This is a genomic window from Achromobacter sp. HZ01 (assembly GCF_003267925.1).
In the GTDB taxonomy this organism is placed as follows: domain Bacteria; phylum Pseudomonadota; class Gammaproteobacteria; order Burkholderiales; family Burkholderiaceae_B; genus Achromobacter; species Achromobacter pulmonis_A.
In genome coordinates, this window is record NZ_LWKV01000004.1 from 537,365 (window position 1) to 558,361 (window position 20,997).

Genomic DNA, 20,997 nt, shown 5'->3' on the forward strand with positions numbered 1-20,997 from the left:
GAGACGGCGCTGAATGTGTTCAAACGATACCTCCGGTACACCGTCCGCGGCCGCCCTCCCTGGGGCGGCCGTGCTCTTGCGCAGGGCATCTGGTTGCAAGGCCTGCGTTTTTTTGCCAATCCACACGTTCGGAATCGCCGGGTAACCGTCCGTCGCTTGCGCGCTACGGTTGCGGCTGCCGCGCGCCTCCCATCCGCGCCCCCGATATCGCCATGCCGATCGCCATCACGATGACCAGCAGCGACATCGCGACCGACGGCCACAAATAACGGTAATCCGGCGAACCCATCAGGGCAGCGAGACTGAGGCAATTGAATAATGACGGCGCCAGGATCAGCACCGCCGCCGGCGAGCTACGGACCATTATCATCACAATAGCCAGCACGCCGGCCAGCAGATATGCGGCGGGCCGGGTGTAGATATTGCTTATGCCGAATATATGCCTGTGCCAACCGTCCAGCGTCTTTTTGACCGTGGGCAGCTGGGTATCCATGGCCAGGCCGACGGACCTGCCCTTGTCCATATCCGTGATGCCCAACGGAGAAAGCGCGACGAATTCGTTCTTCAGGCCGCCTATGCGCCACATCAGGCCGGTCACGCACAATTGGTGGTTCAGGAACACCCCGGGATGCTGCGCGATCTGTTTGAGCATCAGCATATTGAGATGGCCCGCGTTATCCCCCAGCGCCCTGTACGACACGTGCTTGTTCCAGAATAGCGGAACCACGGTCTGGCAATCGTAGGCATTTTTCCATTCTTTTTCCGGCAGTACGCTTTCCATAACCCTGGCGTCAGCCGGATCGAACGGCACGCCGGCGCTCTCCATCGCCCCCAGTATATGCATGGCGAAAATCGACCGATAATGCGGGCCCACCGGCGACGCATTCATGGCGGACAGCAGGAAGGTCTTCAGCACGAAAAAGACAACGACCTGGCTGATCAATGCCGCCGCCACCCTTATTTTCCTTTCGCGCCCTTTCGCGAACAAAAAAAGCAGGGCGAAAAACAGCACGACCACGATGATTCCGTTATGCCGCACGCCAAATGTGAGGATGCCGGCCAGGCACATCGCAATCACGGAGCCCCGATCGAGCGTCAGCTTGTTTCTGACTTCGCGCGCCGCCAGCGTGCTCAGCAGAATCAGCCCGATAGTGAACGGGATGTCTTTCCACAGCGTGCTGACCAGCATGAAATTTCCCGGGAATGCGGGAAAGAGCAGGGCCGAAATGGCCACCACGTATTTGGGCACGCCCCAGGCCAGGATTTCGCGCAGGAAAAACCAGGTCGCCGCCGAAAAACCCACGATCTGGATTATCACCGCGGTCTGCGGCGCCGGATAAATCAGATACGCCAGCTTGTATAAAAGCGTGGACATCAGGGGATGCGCATCTGCATACCGGCCGGTCGCGATCTGCCACCACTGGTCGACCGAATCGGCCGACATCTGCCCGGGCCAATAGGCCGCCAGCACGACCCCGTAAATCACAAGGCTGGGAACGGCAAGCCACAAGCGCAGCGGCTCCCTATGGCCGGGCTCGACCAAGGCAACCTGCGGCGCGGACTTGCCCGCACGCGCCAGAAACAGCGTGGCCACGAGAAAAAAGGCAAACGCGGCGGCGGCGATCAGCCCGCCTCGCAGCAGCGTGCCGCGGACGTTCAGCTCCTGCGGCAACGTCCTATAAAGATCCACCCGCAGCGTGCTCGGCGTATCCGAATACAGGTCATAACGCTGCGAGAATTTGCCGCTGCCGATTTCGACGATGCCCGAATGTTCGTGCATCGTGAAAGTCAGCGTGTCGCCGTCCTGGATCGGAACGTTGGACTGGATCACCGCAGGCTGGTTCCTGAACGAAACCAGGCTGTCGTTGCGTTGCTCCCAACCGTCGTCGAACCGCGTGGCCGCCGCGCGCATGGCGGCCATCATCGGGGTGGAAAACCATACTTCCCCCGATTTCGCCAGCGGATTGCGCTCGCCGGTGGCGGTAATGGTCAAACCCTTTGAAACATCATATACGGGCCGCAGGGGAAGCATTATCAGGAACAACAATGCAAATACCGCTGCTATGCCAACCGACTTGCCTTTTGACTGCACGATTCCAATTTCCTTTTACCGGCGGTAGAAGCAAGTCCGCAGTTGCGCGAAACCCGCTTGGTCACCGTTTCGTTTTTTTACGGCGCGGCCTTTTGCGTTGCCTGATGACCAGCCACCTCGGCATGTCGAACCGCACAAGTTTGCGGTAGAGGATGACGTAAGTCGCGGAAAACAAAAACACAAAAACAATGAGCACGTACTCGTGCTGCCAGAACAGCACCGCCGGAATGACCGCGAACGAAGACAGCAGCCACAGGTACGGCGAAGTCATCGCGTTGCGCCGGGTCTGGCGGTGGGCTTCCTGACCGCCGGCCCAGCGGATAAGCCGCTTATAGATCAGCATATGCAGGTGCACGCCGTCCGGCATACCGGGCGACTGCCCCCGCAGGAACTTCTTCCGGTATATCGAAAACAGGGTCTCGAATACCGGATAAATACAGAGCAGCAGCGGAAACCAGGCCGAAACCTCGGGATGCCGGGCCAGCATCAAAACCGAAAGCGTGCCGATCATGAAACCGACGAAATAAGCGCCGCCATCGCCTAGGAAAATAAGTCCCCGGGGATAATTCCACACCAGAAACCCCGCAAGCGCGCCGATCATGCCGACCGCCGTCACCAGCAGGAAACGGTCTCCCAGATAATAGGAAACATACGCAAAACCGGCGAAAATCATGGCTGAAATCACCGCAGCCAGGCCGTTGTAGCCATCGATGATATTGATCGCGTTCGCCGCGCCGGCGATCGCCACCGCCGTGAGTATGAACGAAATCGCCGCAAACTGCAGCAGCCAGTCAACGCCGATAATGTCCAGTCGCGTCAGTTCCGCGCCCAGGAAATAATAGGCGGCAGCCCCGGAAATCATCGCCAGCCCCAGGCGCACCAGCACCCGGACCTTCTTGGTCAGATCTTCCGCCAGACCGCCCAGAAAAGCGGGCAAGGACACCGCCATGAGGGTAAGCAATTCGCGTTGCAACTGCGGCTCCCTGAAAGCCACCAGTATGCAAATGCCGAACATCGCTACGATTATCGAGATACCGCCGACCCGCGGGACCGGGAGAATATGATATTTTTGAACACCGGTTAAATCGTGATCGCCGGTATATTTGGCGTGCAGCGTGTTATACCGCACGAGCAGAAGCGTTACCACCAGCGAAATAAGAAATGCTACTAATACATAAACCATGAAAACACCGGGTTTGTAATTTCGCGTAATTTTAGTGGTTAAGCACCGCTAACGGCGGGTCCAGAACGATTTATTGTCACTTTGTTGCCCAATGACCGATCTTCTGTTGGGTTTTCCCCAAATCGCCGTACCCAGCTGACTGTCTCCTGGCAGAGCGCCCTCGCCTTCCGGGCGGAAAAGGCATGTTACCGTACCGCCGCCCGCCTGCTAATCCTCCATATGACCCCATTCCGCCCCCTATTTCGAGGGCTGGAAATCCGGTTGCTGGGAAGCGTTTTGATTATCACCGTTTATATCCGCAAGCATGCCGCCGCGCATAAACGGCGATTTTGCATCGGCGCCATTGCCCGCAGCAGTAGCCAAAAAGGCCGATTGGCGTAAGAATAGGACAAAGCTTGAGTAAGGAGACAGCCATGCGCATTGCAGATGCCCAGTGGATTCCTTCTACCCAGCACCAGACCTGGGATGCGTTGACGGACCCGGTCGTGTTGCAGAAATGCATACCCGGCTGCGTGGAGGTGGTCCGGCTCAGCCCGACCGAGTATGCGTTCAAGCTGCGCGCCAAGGTCGCGGGGATCGACACCGATTACGACGGCGAGATCCTGATGTCCGACGTGGACCCGCACAACAGCTGTACCCTGGCTTTCGAGGGCAAAGGCCGCGCCGCCTGCCTGGCCATCGGGACCGCGCAGATCAATCTCAGCGCCAAGGACCACGGCACGCGGCTGGCCTATACCGTGGCCTGCATGGCCGGCGGCAAGCTGGCCGAGTGCGGCGAGAGCGTGCTGCTCAAAGGCTGCGACAAGATCATCCAGAAGTTCTTCGCCGCCTTCATCGACCATATGGCGAGCCAGCCCCGGCTCGCGCCGCCGCCCCCGCCGCCCGAGCCGGAACCGCGCGGGCTGTCGAATTCGCGCTGGTCGTGGATCATGGTGCTGCTGGTCATCGCGGTGTTCCTGGGCTACCACACGTTCTACAAGTAAAAACCCTGACGCGCCGGTGATATGCTCTGCGGCATGACGATGCCGCCCGATACACCCCCTGCTCCCCCCGCCCATACGCGACGCGATCTCTTGATGGGGATGGCGGGGGTGTCCGCCACCGTCGTCCTGGCCGCGCTGGATTCCACCATCATCAGCACCACCCTGCCGCGCGTGGCGGAGGCGCTCAACGGCATGGCGCTCTATGCCTGGGTGGGCACGGGTTATCTGCTGACCACGGCGGCCTCGATCCTGATCTTCGGGCGCCTGGGCGACATGTTCGGGCGCAAGCCCCTGATGCTGCTGTCGGTGCTCATCATCGCGCTGGGCTCGATCGCCTGTGGCCTGGCGCAGAACATGATGCAGCTGATCGTGTTCCGCTCGCTGCAGGGCATAGGCGGAGGGATGATGATCGCCACGGCCTTCGCCGCGCCGGCCGACCTGTTTCCCGACGCCAAGCAGCGGGTGCGCTGGATGGCGCTGGTGTCGGCGGCCTTCGCCATGGCCAGCGGCATCGGTCCGGTGCTGGGCGGGGCCGCGACGCAGGCGCTGGGCTGGCGGGCGGCCTTCTTCATTGCGCCGATCGCCGCCGCGGGCGCTTTTTTCCTGGTGGCGCGCTACTTTCCCCGGATCCGGCCCGTGCACGACGCCAGCCGCAAGATCGACTGGCTGGGCGCGATCCTGCTCTGCATCGCCGTGGGCGCGCCGCTGGCGGCGCTAGAGCTTGCGTTCGCCAGCGGCGACCATGCTCAGCCCATGCTGGGCGTGGCGCTGGCCCTGGCGGGCGCGGCGGCCATCGCCATACTCATCCCCATCGAGCGCCGCGTGCGCTCGCCGATTTTTCCGCTGCGCGTGCTGGCCGCGAGCCAGTCGCGCCTGCTGAACGTGGCGGCGATGATGGTGGGCGCGGTGATGTTCGTGCTGATTTTCTACAGCCCGCTGCTGCTGCAGCAGGTGCTGAGCTACACGCCCAGCCAGGCCGGGCTGCTGCTGACGCCGCTGGTGGCCGCGATTTCGGTCGGCAGCATCATCAACGGGCGGCTTTTTCCCAAGCAGTCGGAGCCGCAGCGCCTGATGGTGTTCGGCGGCGGCCTGCTGGCGGCCGGTTCGCTGATGGTGCTGATGATCTCGCCGGGCACCTCGGCCTGGTGGATCCTGGCGGCGTTTTTCGTCAACGGCTGCGCCCTGGGGTTCCTGCTTCCGAACCTGACCCTGTTCATGCAGATGCTGAGCGAGCGGCGCGACGTCGGCGTGGCCTCGGCGCTGGTGCAGACCACGCGCGCCATCGGCAGCGCGCTGGGCACGGCGGTGGTGGGGATCATTATTTCGCACAGCACGGTACTAAACGGAGTGCGCGCCGGACTGGTCCTGTGTATCGTGCTGTCGCTGACCTGCGCCTTGCTGGCGCACCGGGTCAAGATGAAGAACCTGGCCTCCAACCGGAAGTGAAACGCGGCGGTCAACCCGCCCGGAACCGAACATGCGTCAACGCGATCTGCTGGACCTGCTGCTGCTGGCCGCCGTCTGGGGCGGCTCCTTTCTGTTCATGCGCGTGGCCGTCGCCGACTTCGGGCCGGTGGCGCTGATCGAGCTGCGCGTGGGACTGGCCGCGCTGGTGCTGCTGCCGGCGGCCATGTGGCGCGGCAAGCTGGCGGTGATCGCGCGGCACTGGAAGGCGCTGCTGATGGTGGGCATCCTGAACGCCGCCGTGCCGTTCCTGCTGTATGCCTACGCCGCCCAGTCGCTGGGCGCGGGTTTCCTGTCCGTCGCCAACGCGGTGACGCCGGTCTGGGGCGCGGTCATCGGCTGGCTGTGGCTGAAGGACAGGCTGGCCTGGACCCGTTCGCTCGGCCTGATGATAGGCGTGGCCGGCATCGTGGTGCTGGTGTGGGACAAGCTGGACTTCGGCCAGGGCGGCACCGGCCCCGCCGTGCTGGCCGCCGTGTCGGCGCCGGTGTTCTACGGCATCGCGGCCAACTGGACCAAGCGTTTCCTGAGCGGCGTGGACCCGCTGGCCAACGCGACCGGCAGCATGGTGGGCGCGTCGCTGGCGCTGCTGCCGCTGGCGATCGCGTTCTGGCCTTCGACCCCGGCTTCGCCGCAGGCGTGGATCTCCACGATCCTGCTGGCGGTGGTCTGCACCGGCGCGGCCTACATCATCTTCTTCCGCCTGATCGCCAACGTCGGCCCGACCGGCGCGGTGAGCGTCACGTTCCTGGTGCCGGTGTTCGGCGTGGTGTGGGGCGCCTGGCTGCTGGACGAGCGCATCACGCCGTCGATCGCCGCCGGCGCGGCGATCATCCTGGTCGGCACCGCGCTGGCGCTGGACCTGTTCAAGCGGCGCCGCTGAACGCGCCGGCTCAGTATTTGTCGGACGTGCCTGTCAACGCCACGCCGATGCGCAGCAGCGTGTAGGAAACCGCGTCGACCCAGCGCCGCAGCCAGCCGCGGCGCTGGTAGTCCAGCGGCCGGATGAAGCGCCCGCCTTCGCGGATGGCGGCTTCGAGCCGTTCCTGCAGGTCCCAGGCGAACGGCTGGTCGTCGACCACCACGTTGGCCTCGCGCGCCAGCAGCAGGCTGAAGGGGTCCAGGTTGGACGAGCCCACGGTGGCCACGTTGTCGATGACGGCGACCTTGGCGTGCAGGTAGCTGGGCATGTACTCGTAGATCTCGATGCCGTCGCGCAGCAGCTGGTCGTACAGCGAGCGCGTGGCGTGGTATTGCATGCGGTATTCGATCTTGCCCTGCAGCAGCAGGCGCACGCGCACGCCGCGGGCGGCGGCCTTGGCCAGCGCGCGGCGGAACTGGCGTCCCGGAAAGAAGTATGCGTTGGCGATCAGGATGTCGCGGCGCGCCTGCGAGATGCCATACAGGTAGGCGCGCTCGAAGGTCTGGCGAAAGCGCAGGTTATCGCGCAGCACCAGCGCGGCGCGCAGATGGCCGCGCGGCGCGGCCGACGCGTGGCGCGGCTTGAGCAGCCGCATGCGGTTCCAGTCGCGCGGATGGCGGCGCAGCCGCGCCCAGTTCAGCCTGACCCACAGCAGTTCCTGCGCATAGGCGGCAGCGGTCACTAGCGGCCCCTGCACTTGCACCGCGAAATCGTAGCGCGGCCCGGTGAGGCCGTCGGTGGGGTCCCTGTCGTCGTAGTCGTCGATGATGTTGATGCCGCCGATGAAGGCGATCTGCCCGTCGACCACGGTGACCTTGCGATGCAGGCGCCGCAGCCGGCTGCGCGACGGGATGTAGCGCGCGAACCAGCGCGGCTCGGGGCGGAAGATGCGGCATTGCGCGCCGGCGTTGGTCAGCCGGGTGCGCAGCAGGTCGACGTTCTCGGCGCTGCCGAAGCCGTCGAGCACGACGCGCACCTTGACGCCGCGCCGGGCCGCCGCCTCCAGACAGTCCAGCACGCGCGCGCCGGTGCGGTCGGGCATGAAGATGTAGGTTTCCAGGTGCACGCTGACCTGGGCCGCGTCGATGGCCGCGCACAGCGCCGGGAAAAAGTCGGAACCGTTCTGCAGCAACCGGATGTCGTTGCCCAGCGTCCAGTCCAGCTGGGACTGCTCGGCCCTCACGGCAGCTCTAGCTCCGCCAGCAGGGGGGAATGGTCGGAAAGGCGCGCCCACTCCCGGCCGCGCAGCACGCGCGCGCTGCGCACGGCGAATCCGCGCTGGTAGATGCGGTCCAGGCGGAACCACGGGAACACGGCGGGAAACGTGCGCGGCGGCGGCAGCAGCAGGCGCGAGCTGCCGTCCATGCCCAGCTGGTTGGTGCGCTCCATGACGGAGATGCCGCCGTTGGGCAGGCCGCGCAGCGCGTTGCTCAGGCGCTTGACCGAATCGCGCAGGCGCGGCAGTTCGCCGCCGTGGCTGCGCGGGGCATGCGAGAACACTTCGTACAGGCCCAGCTGCTGCACGAACAGGGGCGCCAGGCGGTCGCCCCAGTCATTGAAATCGCCCGCGATCAGGATGGGTTCGCCGTCCGGCACCATGCGCCGGATGCGCTCGGTCAGCGCCAGGATCTGGCGGCTGCGGCTGCCGGCGAACAGGCCCAGGTGCACGACGAAGCAATGCACCGCGCGCCCGTCGAGCTCGATGCGCGCATGCAGCAGGCCGCGCTGTTCGAGCCGGTGGTCCGAGATGTCCTGGTTCTCGTGGTCGAGGATGGGAAAGCGCGACAACAGCGCGTTGCCGTGGTCGGTCTCGTGGCGGATGGCGTTGCGCCCGTAGGCCACGTCCAGCCGCAAGGCCGCGGCCAGCGATTCGTGCTGCGCGTCGAGCAGCGATTTCTGTTCATTGCGGCCCTGGACTTCCTGCAGGAAAACCAGGTCGGGACGCAGGCCGTAGAGACCCAGACGCAGTTCATTCAGCGAGTCGCGCCGGCCCAGCGCCGAGCGGCCCTTGTGGATGTTGTAGCTGACGACACGGATGAGCGACATGGAAGCGATGGCGCCTTTCAAAACAGAAAAACCGCCGACTCAGACGGCGTTTGCCAGATTACTCCAATTCAAACCGATGCAAACGTCAAAAACCAGCGCCTTCGAGACCCGCCCTGCGCAAGCACGCAATGCCACTCAAGCGGGGCCGCCGGGAGCCGGCTTTGCCGGTCCCGCGCGGCGCCCCCCTGGGGGGGAAGCGCCGCAGGCGCTCCGGGGGGGGTCACCTCAAGCGGATATGCAGTTCGCGCAGCTGCTTCTCGTCGACCTCGGAGGGCGCCTGCGTCAGCAGGCACTGCGCGCGCTGGGTCTTGGGGAAGGCGATCACGTCGCGGATCGATTCGGCGCCGGTCATCATGGTGACGATGCGGTCCAGGCCGAAGGCGATGCCGCCGTGCGGCGGCGCGCCGTACTGCAGCGCGTCCAGCAGGAAGCCGAACTTCTCGCGGGCTTCTTCCGGGCCGATCTTGAGCGCGCGGAACACCTTGCTCTGCACTTCCTCGCGGTGGATACGGACCGAGCCGCCGCCGATTTCCCAACCGTTGAGCACCATGTCGTAGGCCTTGGCGTAGGCCTTGCTGGGATCGGATTCGAGGAAGTCCTCGTGGCCGTCCTTGGGGCTGGTGAAGGGATGGTGGGCGGCGGTGTAGCGGCCGTCTTCCTCGTCGTATTCGAACATCGGGAAGTCGACCACCCACAGCGGCTTCCAGCCGCCGGTGGACAGGCCGGCCTTCTTGCCGAATTCGCTGTGGCCGATCTTCACGCGCAGCGCGCCGATGGCGTCGTTGACGATCTTCTCGCGGTCGGCGCCGAAGAAGATGATGTCGCCGTCCTGCGCGCCGGTGCGCTTGACCAGTTCGGCCAACGCAGCGTCGTGCAGGTTCTTGACGATGGGCGACTGCATGCCGTCGCGGCCCTTGGCCACGTCGTTGACCTTGATGTAGGCCAGGCCCTTGGCGCCGTAGATGCCGACGAACTGGGTGTAGCCGTCGATTTCGCTGCGCGACATTTCGGCGCCGCCCGGCACGCGCAGGGCGACCACGCGGCTGCCCGGCGCGGCCGCGGCGGCGGCGAAGACCTTGAAGTCCACGTCGCGCATGACGTCGGTCATGTCGGTGAATTCCAGGTTCACGCGCAGGTCCGGCTTGTCCGAGCCGTAGCGGCGCATGGCTTCGGTCCAGGGCATGATCGGAAACGGGGTGGGCAGGTCCACGTCCTGCACCACCTTGAACACGTGGCGGATCATGCTTTCGAAGATTTCACGGATCTCGACTTCGTTCAGGAACGAGGTTTCGCAGTCGATCTGGGTGAATTCGGGCTGGCGGTCGGCGCGCAGGTCTTCGTCGCGGAAGCACTTGGTGATCTGGTAGTAGCGGTCGAAGCCCGAGACCATCAGCATCTGCTTGAACAGCTGCGGCGACTGCGGCAGCGCGAAGAAGTGGCCGGCATTCACGCGCGAGGGCACCAGGTAGTCGCGCGCGCCTTCGGGCGTGCTCTTGGTCAGCATCGGGGTTTCGATGTCGATGAAGCCGAGCTGGTCCAGGAACTTGCGCACTTCGATGGAGACGCGGTAGCGCAGCATCAGGTTGCGCTGCATCTGCGGGCGGCGCAGGTCCAGCACGCGGTGCGTCAGGCGGGTGGTTTCCGACAGGTTGTCGTCGTCGAGCTGGAACGGCGGCGTGACCGAGGCGTTCAGGATTTCGACTTCCTTGCAGAGCACTTCGATTTCGCCCGAGGCCAGCTCGGCGTTGGCGGTGCCCGCCGGACGCTCGCGCACCAGGCCGGTGACGCGGATGCAGAATTCGTTGCGCAGGCGCTCGGCGGTGGCGAAGGCGGCGTTGTCCGGATCGAACACGATCTGGGCCAGGCCGGCGCGGTCGCGCAGGTCGATGAAGATGACCCCGCCGTGGTCGCGGCGGCGGTTCACCCAGCCGTACAGGGTGACAGTCTGGCCGAGATGGTCACGGCAAACCTGGCCGGTGTAGCAGGTACGCATGCGGGATGACTCCGTTTATGTGCTTGGTAGTAGCGTAAGGGTTACGAATCGGCGCGGGGCGGATCGGATTCGCCGGGCGCCGGGACGGGCGCGGCCGGCCGGCCCGCAGGCCCGGAGGCCTGGACCGGGGCGACCACGCCCATGGAAACGATGTACTTCAGGGCCGCGTCCACGCTCATCTGCAGGTCGATGGTATCGGCGCGCGGCATCATCAGGAAAAAGCCCGAGGTCGGGTTCGGCGTCGTGGGCACGTAGACGCTGATGTGATCTCCGGGCAGGTTGTCGGCGACTTCGCCGCCCGGCGTGCCGGTGACGAAGGCGATGGTCCAGCTGCCGACCCGGGGATACTGCACCAGCACCGCGCGGCGAAACGCCTGCCCGTTCGGCGCAAGCACGGTATCGCTGACCTGCTTGACCGAGTTGTAGATGGACCGCACCAACGGTATGCGGCCCAGCAGGCTTTCCCACTGGTCCACCATGGTGCGGCCGATCAGGTTGGCCGCGAATATGCCCGTCAGCAGCACCACCACCACGACCAGGACGAAGCGGAAGCCGGGGATGTCGATGCCGAACAGGGATTCGGACGACAGGAAGCCGGGCACGAACCCTTCGAGGGTGGCGACCAGCAGCCCCAGCACCCACACCGTGATGACCAGGGGAACCCAGATCAGCAGGCCGGTGATGAAGTACTTCTTGATGACGCGCATACGCATCGCGCGCGCTCTAGGAAGCGGGACTGCCGGCGGCGGGCGCGGCGGGCGCGGGCGCGGCCGGGGCGGCTGCCGCCGGCGCGGCGCCCGCGGCCGGAGCCGGCGCGCCGGCCGGCGCGCTGCCGTTGCCGCGGAAGTCCGTGACATACCAGCCGGAGCCCTTGAGCTGGAATCCAGCCGCGGTCACCTGCTTGGAAAACGTGCTCTGGCCGCACTCGGGGCAAACCGAAAGCGGCGCATCGGAAATCTTCTGCAAGACGTCTTTGGCATGGCCGCAGGCGCTGCATTTGTAAGCGTAGATGGGCATCAAGGGGCTCCCAGGCGCGGGCCCGGCAAATCAAAAACCGCCTGGCGCCGGACGCAAGGTCCGGGTTCGGACCGGGTGGAAAACCTGATCCGGGCCAAAGCGGCGGGTGGGCGAGGCCGGAAAAAACGGGGAAAGTCTTGAATTTTAGCGGTTTTTCTTGAACCGCCGGTGTCCGTCCCCGCCGGCACGTGCCGGCGGGCCTTCCCGAAGCGCCGTCTCAGACCGGAAGCAGGAACATCACGGCCGCCACCAGGGTCGGCGCCAGGGCCGACAGGAACAGCCGGCCGGACGAAATGCTGCCGTCCGGGAAGTGGTTTTTCAGGATGGCGAAGCCGGCCGGATTGGGCGCGTTGGCGATGACGGTCAGGCCGCCGCCGGTGACCGCCCCGGCCACCAGCATGTAGCGCCAGGCCTCGCCGGTGCCCTCGACCAGCGAGCCCAGGTAGGTCAGCGCCGCATTGTCGGTGATGGCCGTGAGCGCGGTGGCGCCCCAGAACAGGACGAAAGGCTCCAGCCCGCCCAGCAGGTCCTGCAGCCACCATTTCTGCAGGCCGCCCAGCACCACCAGCCCGGCCAGGAAGAAGCCCACCATCAGGCCTTCCTTGATCATCAGGCGGCTCTGGTGGCGCTTGTAGGCTTCGGCAAAGCCGATGAACATCATCAGCAGGCCCAGGAAGATGGCCGGATGGTGGGCGCTGAGCACCACGGCGACGAGGAACGCGACGTGCACCAGCATGACCACCACGGGCACCGGCGGACGCTTGTCCGCGCCTTCCGGACCGTCCACGCCGCCGCCCGTGCCGACCGAGCGTTCCAGCAGCGCCTTGCGGCACAGCATCGTGAGCAGGGCGGCGTTCAGGCACACGGCGATCGCGGCGCGCCAGCCGAAATGCTGCATCATGAAGCTGGAATCCCAGCCGAAGGTGGAGGCCACCATCAGCACCGGCGGCGCGGCGTAGGAGGTCAGCACGCCGCCGATGGACACGTTGACGAACAGCACGCCCAGGGTCAGGTACTTGAAGCCGGCGCGCCCGCTGGTGCGGAAATAGGCGTCGCGCAGCAGGATGGCGGCCAGCGTCATGGCGGCCGGCTCGGTGATGAACGAACCGCCCAGCGGCACCAGCGACATGACCACGAAGAACGTGGCCAGCTCGCGCGGCAGCGGCAGCACGCGCGCCACCAGGCGCACCAGCAGCCCCACCAGTTCCAGGATGGGCCGGCTGGCCGCCACCACCATGATGACGAATACGAACAGCGGCTCGGTGAAATTGCGCGTGTCCATGTACTCGATGGCGTGCGTCGGCCCGGCCAGCGCCGCCATCGCCACGATCAGCACGAAGGCCCAGACGCCGAAGACGGCCTCGACCTCGGCGAACAGATGCCAGATGCCCGCATGCGGCCCGCCGCGGTGCGCCAGGCGCGCGAAGACGGGGACCGAGAAAGTATGAAGAACCGCCACGGCAAACAACAGGGTGGCGATGACTTCAAGTGTCTGGGGCATAAAGCGGCTTCCGGGTAAGAGGGTTCAACGCGCGTGCGCCCCGCCCGGCGGGACTTGCGCACAAGGGTCGCAATATAGCGCAAGGCCCCCCGCCCTGTAACGCCGGGTCAACACCGAGGCCGAGGCGCGCGCGCATGCCGGAACGGCAGCAGCCGCAGGTCCAGCGCCGCGGGGCCGGGCGCGTCCACGTCGATGATGGCCGCGCACAGCGGCTGGAAGGCCGCGCGGAAATGGTTCTTGGCCTTCACGCAAAGCAGGCGCACCTGATCGAGCGCGATGCCGTGCAGCGCGAAGAAACCCGGATCGTTGGCCGGCGCCACCGACTCGGTGACGATGACCCGCAGGTTCGGCCGGTCGCGCAGCGACAACAGCGCGGTGCGTCCGCAGCTCGTGCGCACGCCGGTCTCCATCGGTCCGATGTTGCTGAATTCGCCATCTGTGTAGCGCTCGACCCGGAACGCGGCGCGCACCGGCGGACCGAAATCGGCGCTCACGCGCCCGCCCAGCGCCAGTTCGCACAGCCCGCCCAGGCCCGCTTCGTGCGCGCGCCGCACCGCGTCGGGGTCGGCGAAGCTGGCGAATACGCAAGGCAGCTCGATCCGCGCGTCGAGCAGCGCGCGAAACAGTTCCGGCGTGTCGCACACGCCTCCCGACAGCGGGTTGTCGCCCGGATCGGTGACGGCCACCAGGCCGCCGCCGGCGCGCGCCAGGGCCACGGCCTGCGCCAGCCCCTGTTGCGGCGTGGGCAGGCTGACCGCGAATTGCGGCGCCAGGCGCCGCATGGCCGCCATCAGGGTTGCGGCCGCGGCCTCGGCCTGCGCGCCATCGGCATCGCGGGCCCTGTCCGCCACCACCAGCACCGAGGCGCCGGTGTCGGCCGTGTCGGCGTAGGGAAAGCCGCCGAACACCGCGACCTCGGCCACGCCGCCCTGCGCCTGCGCGGCGGCGAGATCCTGCAGTTCGCGCATCGGACCGGCATCGGTGCGCATGTTGAAGCTGGACAGCAGCAGGTCCGGCCTGGCCAGCAGCACGCGCGGCGACAGCGCGCCGGCCTGCGTGCGAACCAGCATGTCCAGCACGCGCCCTGCGGCCTCGCGCATGTCGATATGGGGATAGGTCTTGTATCCGCTGGCGCAATCCAGCAGGCCGCCCAGGGCGGGAGACAGGTTGGCGTGCAGGTCGAAGCTCGCGCCCAGGGGCACGCCGGGCAGCAGGGCGCGCACCGCGCGCACGAAGTCCAGGTCGGGCGCCTGCCGCCGGTCGGTGATGGCCGCGCCATGCAGCGACAGGTACACCGCGTCCCAGCCCTCGCCCGCCGCCAAGTCGGCCAGCACGTCGTCCATGAAGGCGCGGTGCACGGCGTCCTCGATGGGCCCGCCGGGCAAGGCGGAAGCGCAGCGCAGGACGACGACCTCCCAGTCGGGATGCGCGCGGGCGAATTCCGCCACTTCGCCCAATTCGGTGGCCGTGCCGGCGGCCGCGGCCAGCGCGTCGCCGCCCTTGCGCCACTCGCGCCGTTCAAAGTCCGCCATGACGCAGGGAACCGGACAGAAGGCGTTGCCTTCGTACCAGAAACGCGCCACCGCCAGCCGTTTTTTCGTGCCCTTGCCCATGCGTGTCCCCTGCCCTGCCTATTCCGGACGGATGCCCGTGCCCTCGATCAGCACGCGGTATTTCTCGCGTTCGGCCTCCAGGTGCCGGGCCAGCGCCTGCGGCGGGCCGCCCATCGGCTGCGCGGCCAGCGCGGCCAGCCGTTGGCGCGTGGCGGGCGCGTCCAGCACCCGCTGGGCGGCGGCGTTGAGCTTGTCGACGACCGGCTGCGGCGTGCCGGCGGGCGCCATGATGACGAACCATGAGGTCAGGTCGAAGCCCGGCAGGGCCTGCGCGATGGCCGCCACCTCCGGCGCCGCGGGCACCGGCCGGGCCGAGGTCACGCCCAGGGCCACCAGCTTGCCGGCCTTGATCAGCGGCAGGGCGGTGGGCAGGTTGTCGGCCGACAGGTCGATCTGCCCGCCCAGCAGGTCGTTGTTGGCCTGGCTTGCGCCCTTGTACGGCACGTGGCGGATGTCCACCTTGCCCATGCGCTTGACCATCTCCAGCGCCAGATGGCCCGAGCTGCCCACGCCCGGCGAACCCCAGTTCAGGCGGCCGGGCTCGGCGCGCGCGGTGCGCAGCAGGTCGTCCATGTTCTTCAGGCCGGAACCCGGATGCGTCAGCACCACGTTGGGCACCTGCGCCACGTAGGCGACCGGCGCGAAATCCCTGGCGGGGTCGTAGCCGATCTGCTTGTAGACGTAGGCGTTGATGATCTGCGTGCCGGGCGTGCCCAGCAGCAGGGTGTAGCCATCGGCCGGCGCGCGCGCCACCTCGGCGGCGCCCAGGCTGCCGCCCGCGCCCGCCTTGTTGACCACCACCACGGACTGCCCGAGTTCGGCGCCCAGGCCCTCGGCCATCAGACGGCCGAGCAGGTCGGTGGTGCCACCGGCGGCGAACGGCACCACCAGCCGCAGCGGCTGGTCCGGCCAGGCCTGCGCCGGCCCCGCCGCGCCCAAGGCGGCGGCCGCCGCGATCCCCAAAGTCCAAACACGCAACAGACTGGAAAAGTTCATGACGCCCCCTTGAGCGAATCCGCCGATACGGCAATAAAACCGTTTGGTTTATTTTTCCAACAAATATACCATGTGTTTTATTTGACGAACCCTCTCGCCTACACCATGAGCCGCATCATCCATCGCAACGCCAGCCCCCTGCCCGTCGCCGTCAAGGGCGCGGGCTGTTTCATCGTCGACCAGACCGGCCGCCGCTATTTCGACGCCTCCGGCGGCGCGGCGGTCTCGTGCCTGGGACATGCGCATGCCGAAGTGCGGGCCGCGGCCGTCGCGCAGCTGGACGCGCTGGAGTATGCGCACACCAGCTTCTTCACCACGCCGGCGGCCGAGGAGCTGGCCGAGCTGCTGGCGGCCAACAGCCCGGCCGGCCTGGGCAACGCCTATTTCGTGTCGGGCGGGTCGGAAGCGGTCGAGACCGCCTTGAAGATGGCGCGCCAATACCACGTCGAGCGCGGCGAGCCGGGGCGCTACCGCTACATCGCCCGGCGCCAGAGCTATCACGGCAACACGCTGGCGGCCCTGTCGGTGGGCGGCAACGCCGGCCGGCGCGCGCTCTACCAGCCCGTGCTGATCGAGAGCCACCATGTCTCGCCCTGCTTCCCGCTGCACTACCGCGAGGCCGACGAAACCGACGAGCAGTACGGCGACCGCCTGGCCGCCGAACTGGAGGCCGAGATCCTGCGGCTGGGCCCGGACACGGTGTCCGCCTTCATCGCCGAAACCGTGGTGGGCGCCACCGCCGGCACGGTCGCGCCGGTGCCCGGCTACTTCCGCAAGATCCGCCAGGTGTGCGACCGCCACGGCGTGCTGCTGATCCTGGACGAGGTGATGTGCGGGCTGGGGCGCACCGGCAGCTACCACGCCTTCGAGCAGGAAGACGTGACGCCGGACCTGTTGACGCTGGCCAAGGGCCTGGGCGGCGGTTATCTGCCCATCGGCGCCGTGCTGGCGCACGACCGCGTCATCGGGGCCATCAACGCGGGCTCGGGCGCGTTCCAGCACGGCCATACCTATGTCGGCCATCCGGTGGCCTGCGCCGCCGCGCTGGCGGTGCAGCGCATCGTGTTGCGCGACGGCCTGGTGCAGCGCGTGGGCGAACTCGGCGCGCAGTTCGGCGCCATGCTGGGCGCGCGCCTGGGCGGCCATCCGCAGGTGGCCGACATCCGCGGCCGCGGCATGTTCTGGAGCGTGGAGCTGGCCGAAGACCGCGCGAGCCTGCGTCCCTACGCGCCGCAGCGCCGCCTGCACGCGCGCATCAAGACGCAGGCGCGCGAGTTCGGCCTGCTGTGCTATCCGGGCGCGGGCACCATAGACGGCACGCATGGCGACCATGTGCTGCTGGCCCCGCCCTACATCAGCACCGCCGACGAGCTGGCCTTCGCGGTGGACGCGCTGGCCCGCGCGATCGATCAGGCGCTGGCCGACGATACGCCATAATACGCGGCACCTTACCCGGAGCGCAGATGGATAAAGCCGCCATCGACAAACTGATCGAAGCCCAGTTTTCCGCCCTGCCGCCCAGGCTGCGGCAGGCGGCCCGCTACGCGATCGATCATCCCAAGGACATCGCGCTGGAGTCGATGCGCGCCGCGGCCGGGCATGCCGGCGTGCAGGCCGGCGTCATGCTGCGCCTGGCGCGCCAGTTGGGTTTCGACACCTACGAGGCCTTCCGCCAGCCATACCGCGACTGGCTGGCCGCCGGCAGCGCCAGCTTCTCGGGCCGCGCCACCGCGCTGCGCAAGCGTCCGCAGCGCGACGCCGACGCCGGCCTGGTGGCCGACATCCTGGAGGCGGAAGTGCGCAACCTGGGCAGCAGCCTCGGCCCCGCCGCCCTGCCCGCGCTCAAGGCCGCGCACGGCGCGCTGGCCGGCGCGCGCCGCATCTACGTCATCGGCCTGCGCAGCCTGTATCCGGCCGCCTATCACTTCAGCTACGTCTGCGGCATGTTCCTGGACCGCGTCACGCTGCTCACCGGCGTGGGCGGCACGCTGGCCGACGAATTGCGCCGCATCGGCCCGCGCGACGCGCTGATCGCGTTCAGCCAGGCGCCCTATGCCCGGGCGGCGGTCGCGGCGGTGGAATTCGCGCGCGAGCGCGGCGCCGGCGTGGTGGCGGTCACCGACAGCGCGGTCTCGCCCATCGCCCCGGGCGCCAGGGCGCTGCTGCTGGTGGCCAGCGACACGCCCTCGCTGTTTCCTTCGGTGGTGCCGGCCCTGTCCATCGCGCAGACGCTGGCCGCCATGCTGGTCGCGCACAGCGGCAAGGAAAGCCTGCGCGAAATCGCCAACAGCGAGGCCCAGCTGCAGCGCTTCGGCGTGTACGCCGACAAGCCCTGAGGCGTCAGGCGATGGGCGCGGGCGGTTCTGCGCCCTGCTGCGCCGCCTTCATTTCCATCAGCAGGCTGTGCAGCATCTCGGTGGACAACCCGTGCAGCACCAGCCGGTAGCCCGCGCGCAGCGTCGACATCGGCACCAGCGGATGGTTGTTGTTGACCAGGATCAGGTGCTGCGGCGCGCCCAGCAGCTTGGCCGCGTAGATGCCGATGGTCTCGTCCAGCTGCAGCGAATTGGCCGCGCGCCAAAAGTCGTTGTCGGTCAGCATCAGCTGGTACAGCGGCGTGAAGAGCTCGATGGCGCTTTGCAGGTCCAGGAAATTCAGCCGGCCTTGCGGCATGTCTTCGAGCAGCAGCCCGGGATCGTCGATCATCGAGAAATCCACCCGCTGCGGCGCATGCATCTCCACGCCGGCCTCGCGCAGCGCCTGGTTCAGGCGGATGACGAAGTTGAACAGGTTCAGGTCATGCTTGACGAAGAGCTCGTCCTTCAGGTCGTCGATATTGCGCGGCGCCAGCGGCGTGGTCGTGATGGGCACGGGCGAATTGGCGGCGATGAACGACAGGATCTGCGCGCCCAGGTGGAAATGGCGCAGGATCAGCCAGTTGGCCTCGGGTGACACGAAGCGCTTCAGGCCCCATGCCAGGATGCGGTGCAGCAGCTTCGAATGCGACCAGCGGCGCGGCAGGAAGGTCTTGATCACCTGGATCAGGATGATGCAGGCGCGCGCCAGCGGCCGCAGGAACGGCAGCAGGTACTGGCGCGAGGCGCAGCTCGAATCCGTGAGCCAAGCCTTCTTCACCTTGTCCGGCAGGGGCGTGCTGCGGTCCAGGTACAGCGCCAGCCACGGACTGGGATCGGCCGGATCGTGCGGCCTGGACAGGAATTCGGGTTCTTTGCTCATGACGCGTCGTCTTCCATCACGTGGTGGAACTGCATCAGGTACAGCGCGGCCGTGCGGCGCGCCGTGTCGACGATGCGCTGCCCGGCGCGGCCGTCCTCGTCGCAGTCCAGCGCCAGCTCCACCGCCGACAGCCAGCGCGCCAGGTGGTGTTCGTCGTTGTGGCCGTGGTATTCCAGGAAGCGGAAGGCGTCCGGCGGCAGCGCCAGGCTGGCCTTGAGCAGCGGCAGCAGCGCCGGCACGATGCGCTGGCCCGTGCCTTCGATGATGTAGATCGCGCCCAGCAGCCCGATGGGGTCGCGCGTGGCGGCCAGGCCGTGCAGGTAGGCGTTGAGCGCCTCGCCGCCCGGATTGCGGCGCAGCGCGTCGATGTCCTCGATGGCGCCGCCGGCCTTGCGGTAGTCGTTGAACAGGATCTGGAAGTCGTTCTGTTCCTCGCCGGCGTGCGTGTCGATCAGCGCGGCCAGGGGCGCGTACTGTCCGGAAAGCGAGGCCGCGCCTTCGCGCATCCACTTGCTGCCCTCGCGCACCTGAGGAATCCAGTTTTCCATCCAGTTCAGGTAGTCGGCCGTCCGGAACCGGCGCTCGCGCAGGCGCCGCACCACGGGCGTGCGCCACACGCGCGAACGGTAGTCGTGCCAGATCGCGGCCAGTTCGGTCAGCAGCTGGCCCAGGCCTTGCGGCGCCCCGTCCGGATCGTGCGGCGGCGCGATCGCGGCGGCGTCGTCGCTGAGCGCGTCTTCGCGCGGCGCGGCCGCGGGCGCGCCGGCGGCCACGCTCGGGGCATGCACGGCTTCGGCCTCCAGCAGCATGTAGGCGGCCATGAAGCGGCCCGACTCCGGGATGTAGCAGAAGATCTGCTCGCCGGGCTTGATCTCGCGCGTTTCCAGGAACTCGGCCAGCATGATGAGGATGGACGCCGCGCCCGTGTTGCCGCGCCACGCCAGGTTGCTGAACCAGCGTTCGCGCGGGATCACCAGGCCGGCCTTCTCCATCAGGTCTTCCACCACCGGGATGAACTTCTCCGACGAGTAGTGGCACAGGAAGTGGTCCACCTGGTCGGGGTCCACCCAGCCGTCGCGCACCAGCTTGGCGTACTCGTGGATGCCGATGTCGAACAGGTGCGGCAGCAGGCGGATGTCCTGGCGCAGCGACAGCGCGCCGTCGGCCTCGGCCTCGTTCCACGAGGGATAGTCCAAGTGGCCGCGGGCGCGGTCGGCCGACAGGCCGAGCTGCATGCACACCGGGTAGTCGCCCGAGAACGAACGCTGGTGCACCCACTTCAGGCGCAGGCGCACGCCTTGCGAAGCGCCCGGCAAGGGCCGCCCGCCATTGCCCAGCAGCACCGCGCCCGCGCCGTCCGACAGCATCCAGCGCAGGAAGTGCGCGTCGAAGTCGGCGTCGTAGCCGCGCGCGGCGAAGCGCGAGCGCTTGAAGAGCCGCGACGGCAGCTCGCTGGCCACGGCCAGGGCGCTGGCATGTCCGCCCAGCTCCACGCCCTGGGCGGCCGTCTGGATGGCCGACACGCCCGCCGCGCAGATGCCGTGCACCGACAGCGTCTCCATCGGATGCGCGGCCAGTTCGCCCTGGATCATGTTGGCGAAGCCCGGCATCAGCGCGTCGCCGCCGGACGAGCCGCTGGCCAGCAGCGACACGGCGGACAGGTCGCTGTCGTGCCGCCGCAAGCAGTCGCGGATGGCGTTGGCCGCCAGTTGCGCGTTGGTGAACACCGTGGCGCCTTCAGGGTCGATCGCGTAGTGGCGCTGCTTGATGCCGTTCTCGGCCAGGATGCGGCTCTTGATGCGGCCGGACATGCGGTTCAGCGGCGCGATGTAGCGGTCCATGTCCTCGTTGGACACGGGCTCGCCCGGCATGAAATAGCCGGCGCTCTCCAGATAGACACGATGAAACGCGATGGGCATGGCAGGTCTCTAGTGAGAAATATCGGTGGCG

At 67.2% G+C, this 20,997-nt stretch carries 17 protein-coding genes; 5 read left to right on the forward strand and 12 right to left on the reverse strand.

Annotated features, from left to right (window positions below; translation table 11 throughout):
• Positions 1–163 precede the first annotated feature (163 nt).
• Together A6B37_RS22165 and A6B37_RS22170 are read right to left on the reverse strand one after the other, a co-directional pair.
• Positions 164–2,092 (reverse strand): hypothetical protein, encoded by a 1,929-nt coding sequence (locus A6B37_RS22165; protein WP_146748019.1) that lies wholly within the window; start codon positions 2,090–2,092, stop codon positions 164–166.
• 61 nt (positions 2,093–2,153) lie between these two features.
• The gene (locus A6B37_RS22170) at positions 2,154–3,275 is read right to left on the reverse strand and encodes a glycosyltransferase (protein ID WP_111826933.1); all 1,122 of its coding nucleotides are present in this window, start codon (positions 3,273–3,275) and stop codon (positions 2,154–2,156) included.
• 413 nt (positions 3,276–3,688) lie between these two features.
• Here A6B37_RS22170 and A6B37_RS22175 point away from each other — a divergent pair, with 413 nt between their 5' ends.
• From A6B37_RS22175 to A6B37_RS22185, 3 genes are all read left to right on the forward strand, one after another.
• Positions 3,689–4,258 (forward strand): carbon monoxide dehydrogenase subunit G, encoded by a 570-nt coding sequence (locus A6B37_RS22175; RefSeq protein ID WP_102775092.1) that lies wholly within the window; start codon positions 3,689–3,691, stop codon positions 4,256–4,258.
• A 93-nt stretch (positions 4,259–4,351) separates the two neighbouring features.
• The gene (locus A6B37_RS22180) at positions 4,352–5,704 is read left to right on the forward strand and encodes an MFS transporter (protein ID WP_168202297.1); all 1,353 of its coding nucleotides are present in this window, start codon (positions 4,352–4,354) and stop codon (positions 5,702–5,704) included.
• 31 nt (positions 5,705–5,735) lie between these two features.
• Positions 5,736–6,605, forward strand: a complete 870-nt coding sequence (locus A6B37_RS22185) for a DMT family transporter (RefSeq protein WP_111826935.1) — start codon at positions 5,736–5,738, stop codon at positions 6,603–6,605.
• Positions 6,606–6,615: 10 nt separating this feature from the next.
• On the opposite strand, the gene clsB is transcribed toward A6B37_RS22185, so the two are convergent.
• The 8 genes from clsB to A6B37_RS22225 all read right to left on the reverse strand — a co-directional run bounded on the left by clsB (position 6,616) and on the right by A6B37_RS22225 (position 15,810).
• Positions 6,616–7,827 carry a cardiolipin synthase ClsB gene (gene clsB / locus A6B37_RS22190; protein ID WP_111826936.1) on the reverse strand — a complete coding sequence of 404 codons (1,212 nt, stop codon included), beginning with the start codon at positions 7,825–7,827 and terminating at the stop codon, positions 6,616–6,618.
• A complete protein-coding gene (locus A6B37_RS22195; RefSeq protein WP_111826984.1) occupies positions 7,824–8,690 on the reverse strand; it encodes an endonuclease/exonuclease/phosphatase family protein in 867 nt (288 codons plus the stop codon). The genes clsB and A6B37_RS22195 overlap by 4 nt, the downstream gene beginning before the upstream one ends.
• Positions 8,691–8,910: 220 nt before the next feature.
• Positions 8,911–10,683, reverse strand: coding sequence for an aspartate--tRNA ligase (gene aspS, locus A6B37_RS22200; protein ID WP_102775088.1), 1,773 nt, complete (start codon positions 10,681–10,683; stop codon positions 8,911–8,913).
• Positions 10,684–10,724: 41 nt separating this feature from the next.
• A complete protein-coding gene (locus tag A6B37_RS22205; RefSeq protein ID WP_168202298.1) occupies positions 10,725–11,390 on the reverse strand; it encodes a DUF502 domain-containing protein in 666 nt (221 codons plus the stop codon).
• 16 nt (positions 11,391–11,406) lie between these two features.
• Positions 11,407–11,700, reverse strand: coding sequence for an FmdB family zinc ribbon protein (locus tag A6B37_RS22210; RefSeq protein ID WP_102775086.1), 294 nt, complete (start codon positions 11,698–11,700; stop codon positions 11,407–11,409).
• 217 nt (positions 11,701–11,917) lie between these two features.
• Entirely contained in the window at positions 11,918–13,201 is a 1,284-nt protein-coding gene (locus A6B37_RS22215) for a putative Na+/H+ antiporter (protein ID WP_102775085.1), read from the reverse strand.
• Between the two features lie 107 nt (positions 13,202–13,308).
• Positions 13,309–14,814 (reverse strand): M81 family metallopeptidase, encoded by a 1,506-nt coding sequence (locus A6B37_RS22220; RefSeq protein ID WP_111826937.1) that lies wholly within the window; start codon positions 14,812–14,814, stop codon positions 13,309–13,311.
• 18 nt (positions 14,815–14,832) lie between these two features.
• The gene (locus tag A6B37_RS22225) at positions 14,833–15,810 is read right to left on the reverse strand and encodes a tripartite tricarboxylate transporter substrate binding protein (RefSeq protein WP_111826938.1); all 978 of its coding nucleotides are present in this window, start codon (positions 15,808–15,810) and stop codon (positions 14,833–14,835) included.
• Positions 15,811–15,915: 105 nt separating this feature from the next.
• Between A6B37_RS22225 and A6B37_RS22230 the strand changes: the two genes are divergently transcribed.
• Both A6B37_RS22230 and A6B37_RS22235 read left to right on the forward strand, forming a co-directional pair.
• Positions 15,916–17,247, forward strand: coding sequence for an aspartate aminotransferase family protein (locus A6B37_RS22230; protein WP_111826939.1), 1,332 nt, complete (start codon positions 15,916–15,918; stop codon positions 17,245–17,247).
• A gap of 26 nt (positions 17,248–17,273) precedes the next feature.
• Positions 17,274–18,146, forward strand: coding sequence for a MurR/RpiR family transcriptional regulator (locus tag A6B37_RS22235; RefSeq protein WP_111826940.1), 873 nt, complete (start codon positions 17,274–17,276; stop codon positions 18,144–18,146).
• A gap of 4 nt (positions 18,147–18,150) precedes the next feature.
• Here A6B37_RS22235 and A6B37_RS22240 read toward each other — a convergent pair whose 3' ends face one another.
• Both A6B37_RS22240 and A6B37_RS22245 read right to left on the reverse strand, forming a co-directional pair.
• On the reverse strand, positions 18,151–19,047 hold the full coding sequence (locus A6B37_RS22240) for a hypothetical protein (protein ID WP_111826941.1): 897 nt from the start codon (positions 19,045–19,047) through the stop codon (positions 18,151–18,153).
• Positions 19,044–20,966 carry a StlD/DarB family beta-ketosynthase gene (locus tag A6B37_RS22245; RefSeq protein WP_102775079.1) on the reverse strand — a complete coding sequence of 641 codons (1,923 nt, stop codon included), beginning with the start codon at positions 20,964–20,966 and terminating at the stop codon, positions 19,044–19,046. Before A6B37_RS22245 ends, A6B37_RS22240 begins: the two co-directional genes overlap by 4 nt.
• Positions 20,967–20,997 lie beyond the last annotated feature (31 nt).

What these genes read in the sequence shown, in the direction of transcription:
- A6B37_RS22180 (WP_168202297.1), top strand. Translation starts at nt 4,352, where the DNA reads ATGGGGATGGCGGGGGTGTCCGCCACCGTCGTCCTGGCCGCGCTGGAT.
- A6B37_RS22220 (WP_111826937.1), bottom strand. Translation starts at nt 14,814, where the DNA reads ATGGGCAAGGGCACGAAAAAACGGCTGGCGGTGGCGCGTTTCTGGTAC.
- A6B37_RS22210 (WP_102775086.1), bottom strand. Translation starts at nt 11,700, where the DNA reads ATGCCCATCTACGCTTACAAATGCAGCGCCTGCGGCCATGCCAAAGAC.
- A6B37_RS22230 (WP_111826939.1), top strand. Translation starts at nt 15,916, where the DNA reads ATGAGCCGCATCATCCATCGCAACGCCAGCCCCCTGCCCGTCGCCGTC.
- A6B37_RS22170 (WP_111826933.1), bottom strand. Translation starts at nt 3,275, where the DNA reads ATGGTTTATGTATTAGTAGCATTTCTTATTTCGCTGGTGGTAACGCTT.
- A6B37_RS22235 (WP_111826940.1), top strand. Translation starts at nt 17,274, where the DNA reads ATGGATAAAGCCGCCATCGACAAACTGATCGAAGCCCAGTTTTCCGCC.
- A6B37_RS22205 (WP_168202298.1), bottom strand. Translation starts at nt 11,390, where the DNA reads ATGCGCGTCATCAAGAAGTACTTCATCACCGGCCTGCTGATCTGGGTT.
- A6B37_RS22215 (WP_102775085.1), bottom strand. Translation starts at nt 13,201, where the DNA reads ATGCCCCAGACACTTGAAGTCATCGCCACCCTGTTGTTTGCCGTGGCG.
- A6B37_RS22175 (WP_102775092.1), top strand. Translation starts at nt 3,689, where the DNA reads ATGCGCATTGCAGATGCCCAGTGGATTCCTTCTACCCAGCACCAGACC.
- A6B37_RS22225 (WP_111826938.1), bottom strand. Translation starts at nt 15,810, where the DNA reads ATGAACTTTTCCAGTCTGTTGCGTGTTTGGACTTTGGGGATCGCGGCG.
- A6B37_RS22185 (WP_111826935.1), top strand. Translation starts at nt 5,736, where the DNA reads ATGCGTCAACGCGATCTGCTGGACCTGCTGCTGCTGGCCGCCGTCTGG.
- A6B37_RS22240 (WP_111826941.1), bottom strand. Translation starts at nt 19,047, where the DNA reads ATGAGCAAAGAACCCGAATTCCTGTCCAGGCCGCACGATCCGGCCGAT.
- aspS (WP_102775088.1), bottom strand. Translation starts at nt 10,683, where the DNA reads ATGCGTACCTGCTACACCGGCCAGGTTTGCCGTGACCATCTCGGCCAG.
- A6B37_RS22245 (WP_102775079.1), bottom strand. Translation starts at nt 20,966, where the DNA reads ATGCCCATCGCGTTTCATCGTGTCTATCTGGAGAGCGCCGGCTATTTC.
- A6B37_RS22195 (WP_111826984.1), bottom strand. Translation starts at nt 8,690, where the DNA reads ATGTCGCTCATCCGTGTCGTCAGCTACAACATCCACAAGGGCCGCTCG.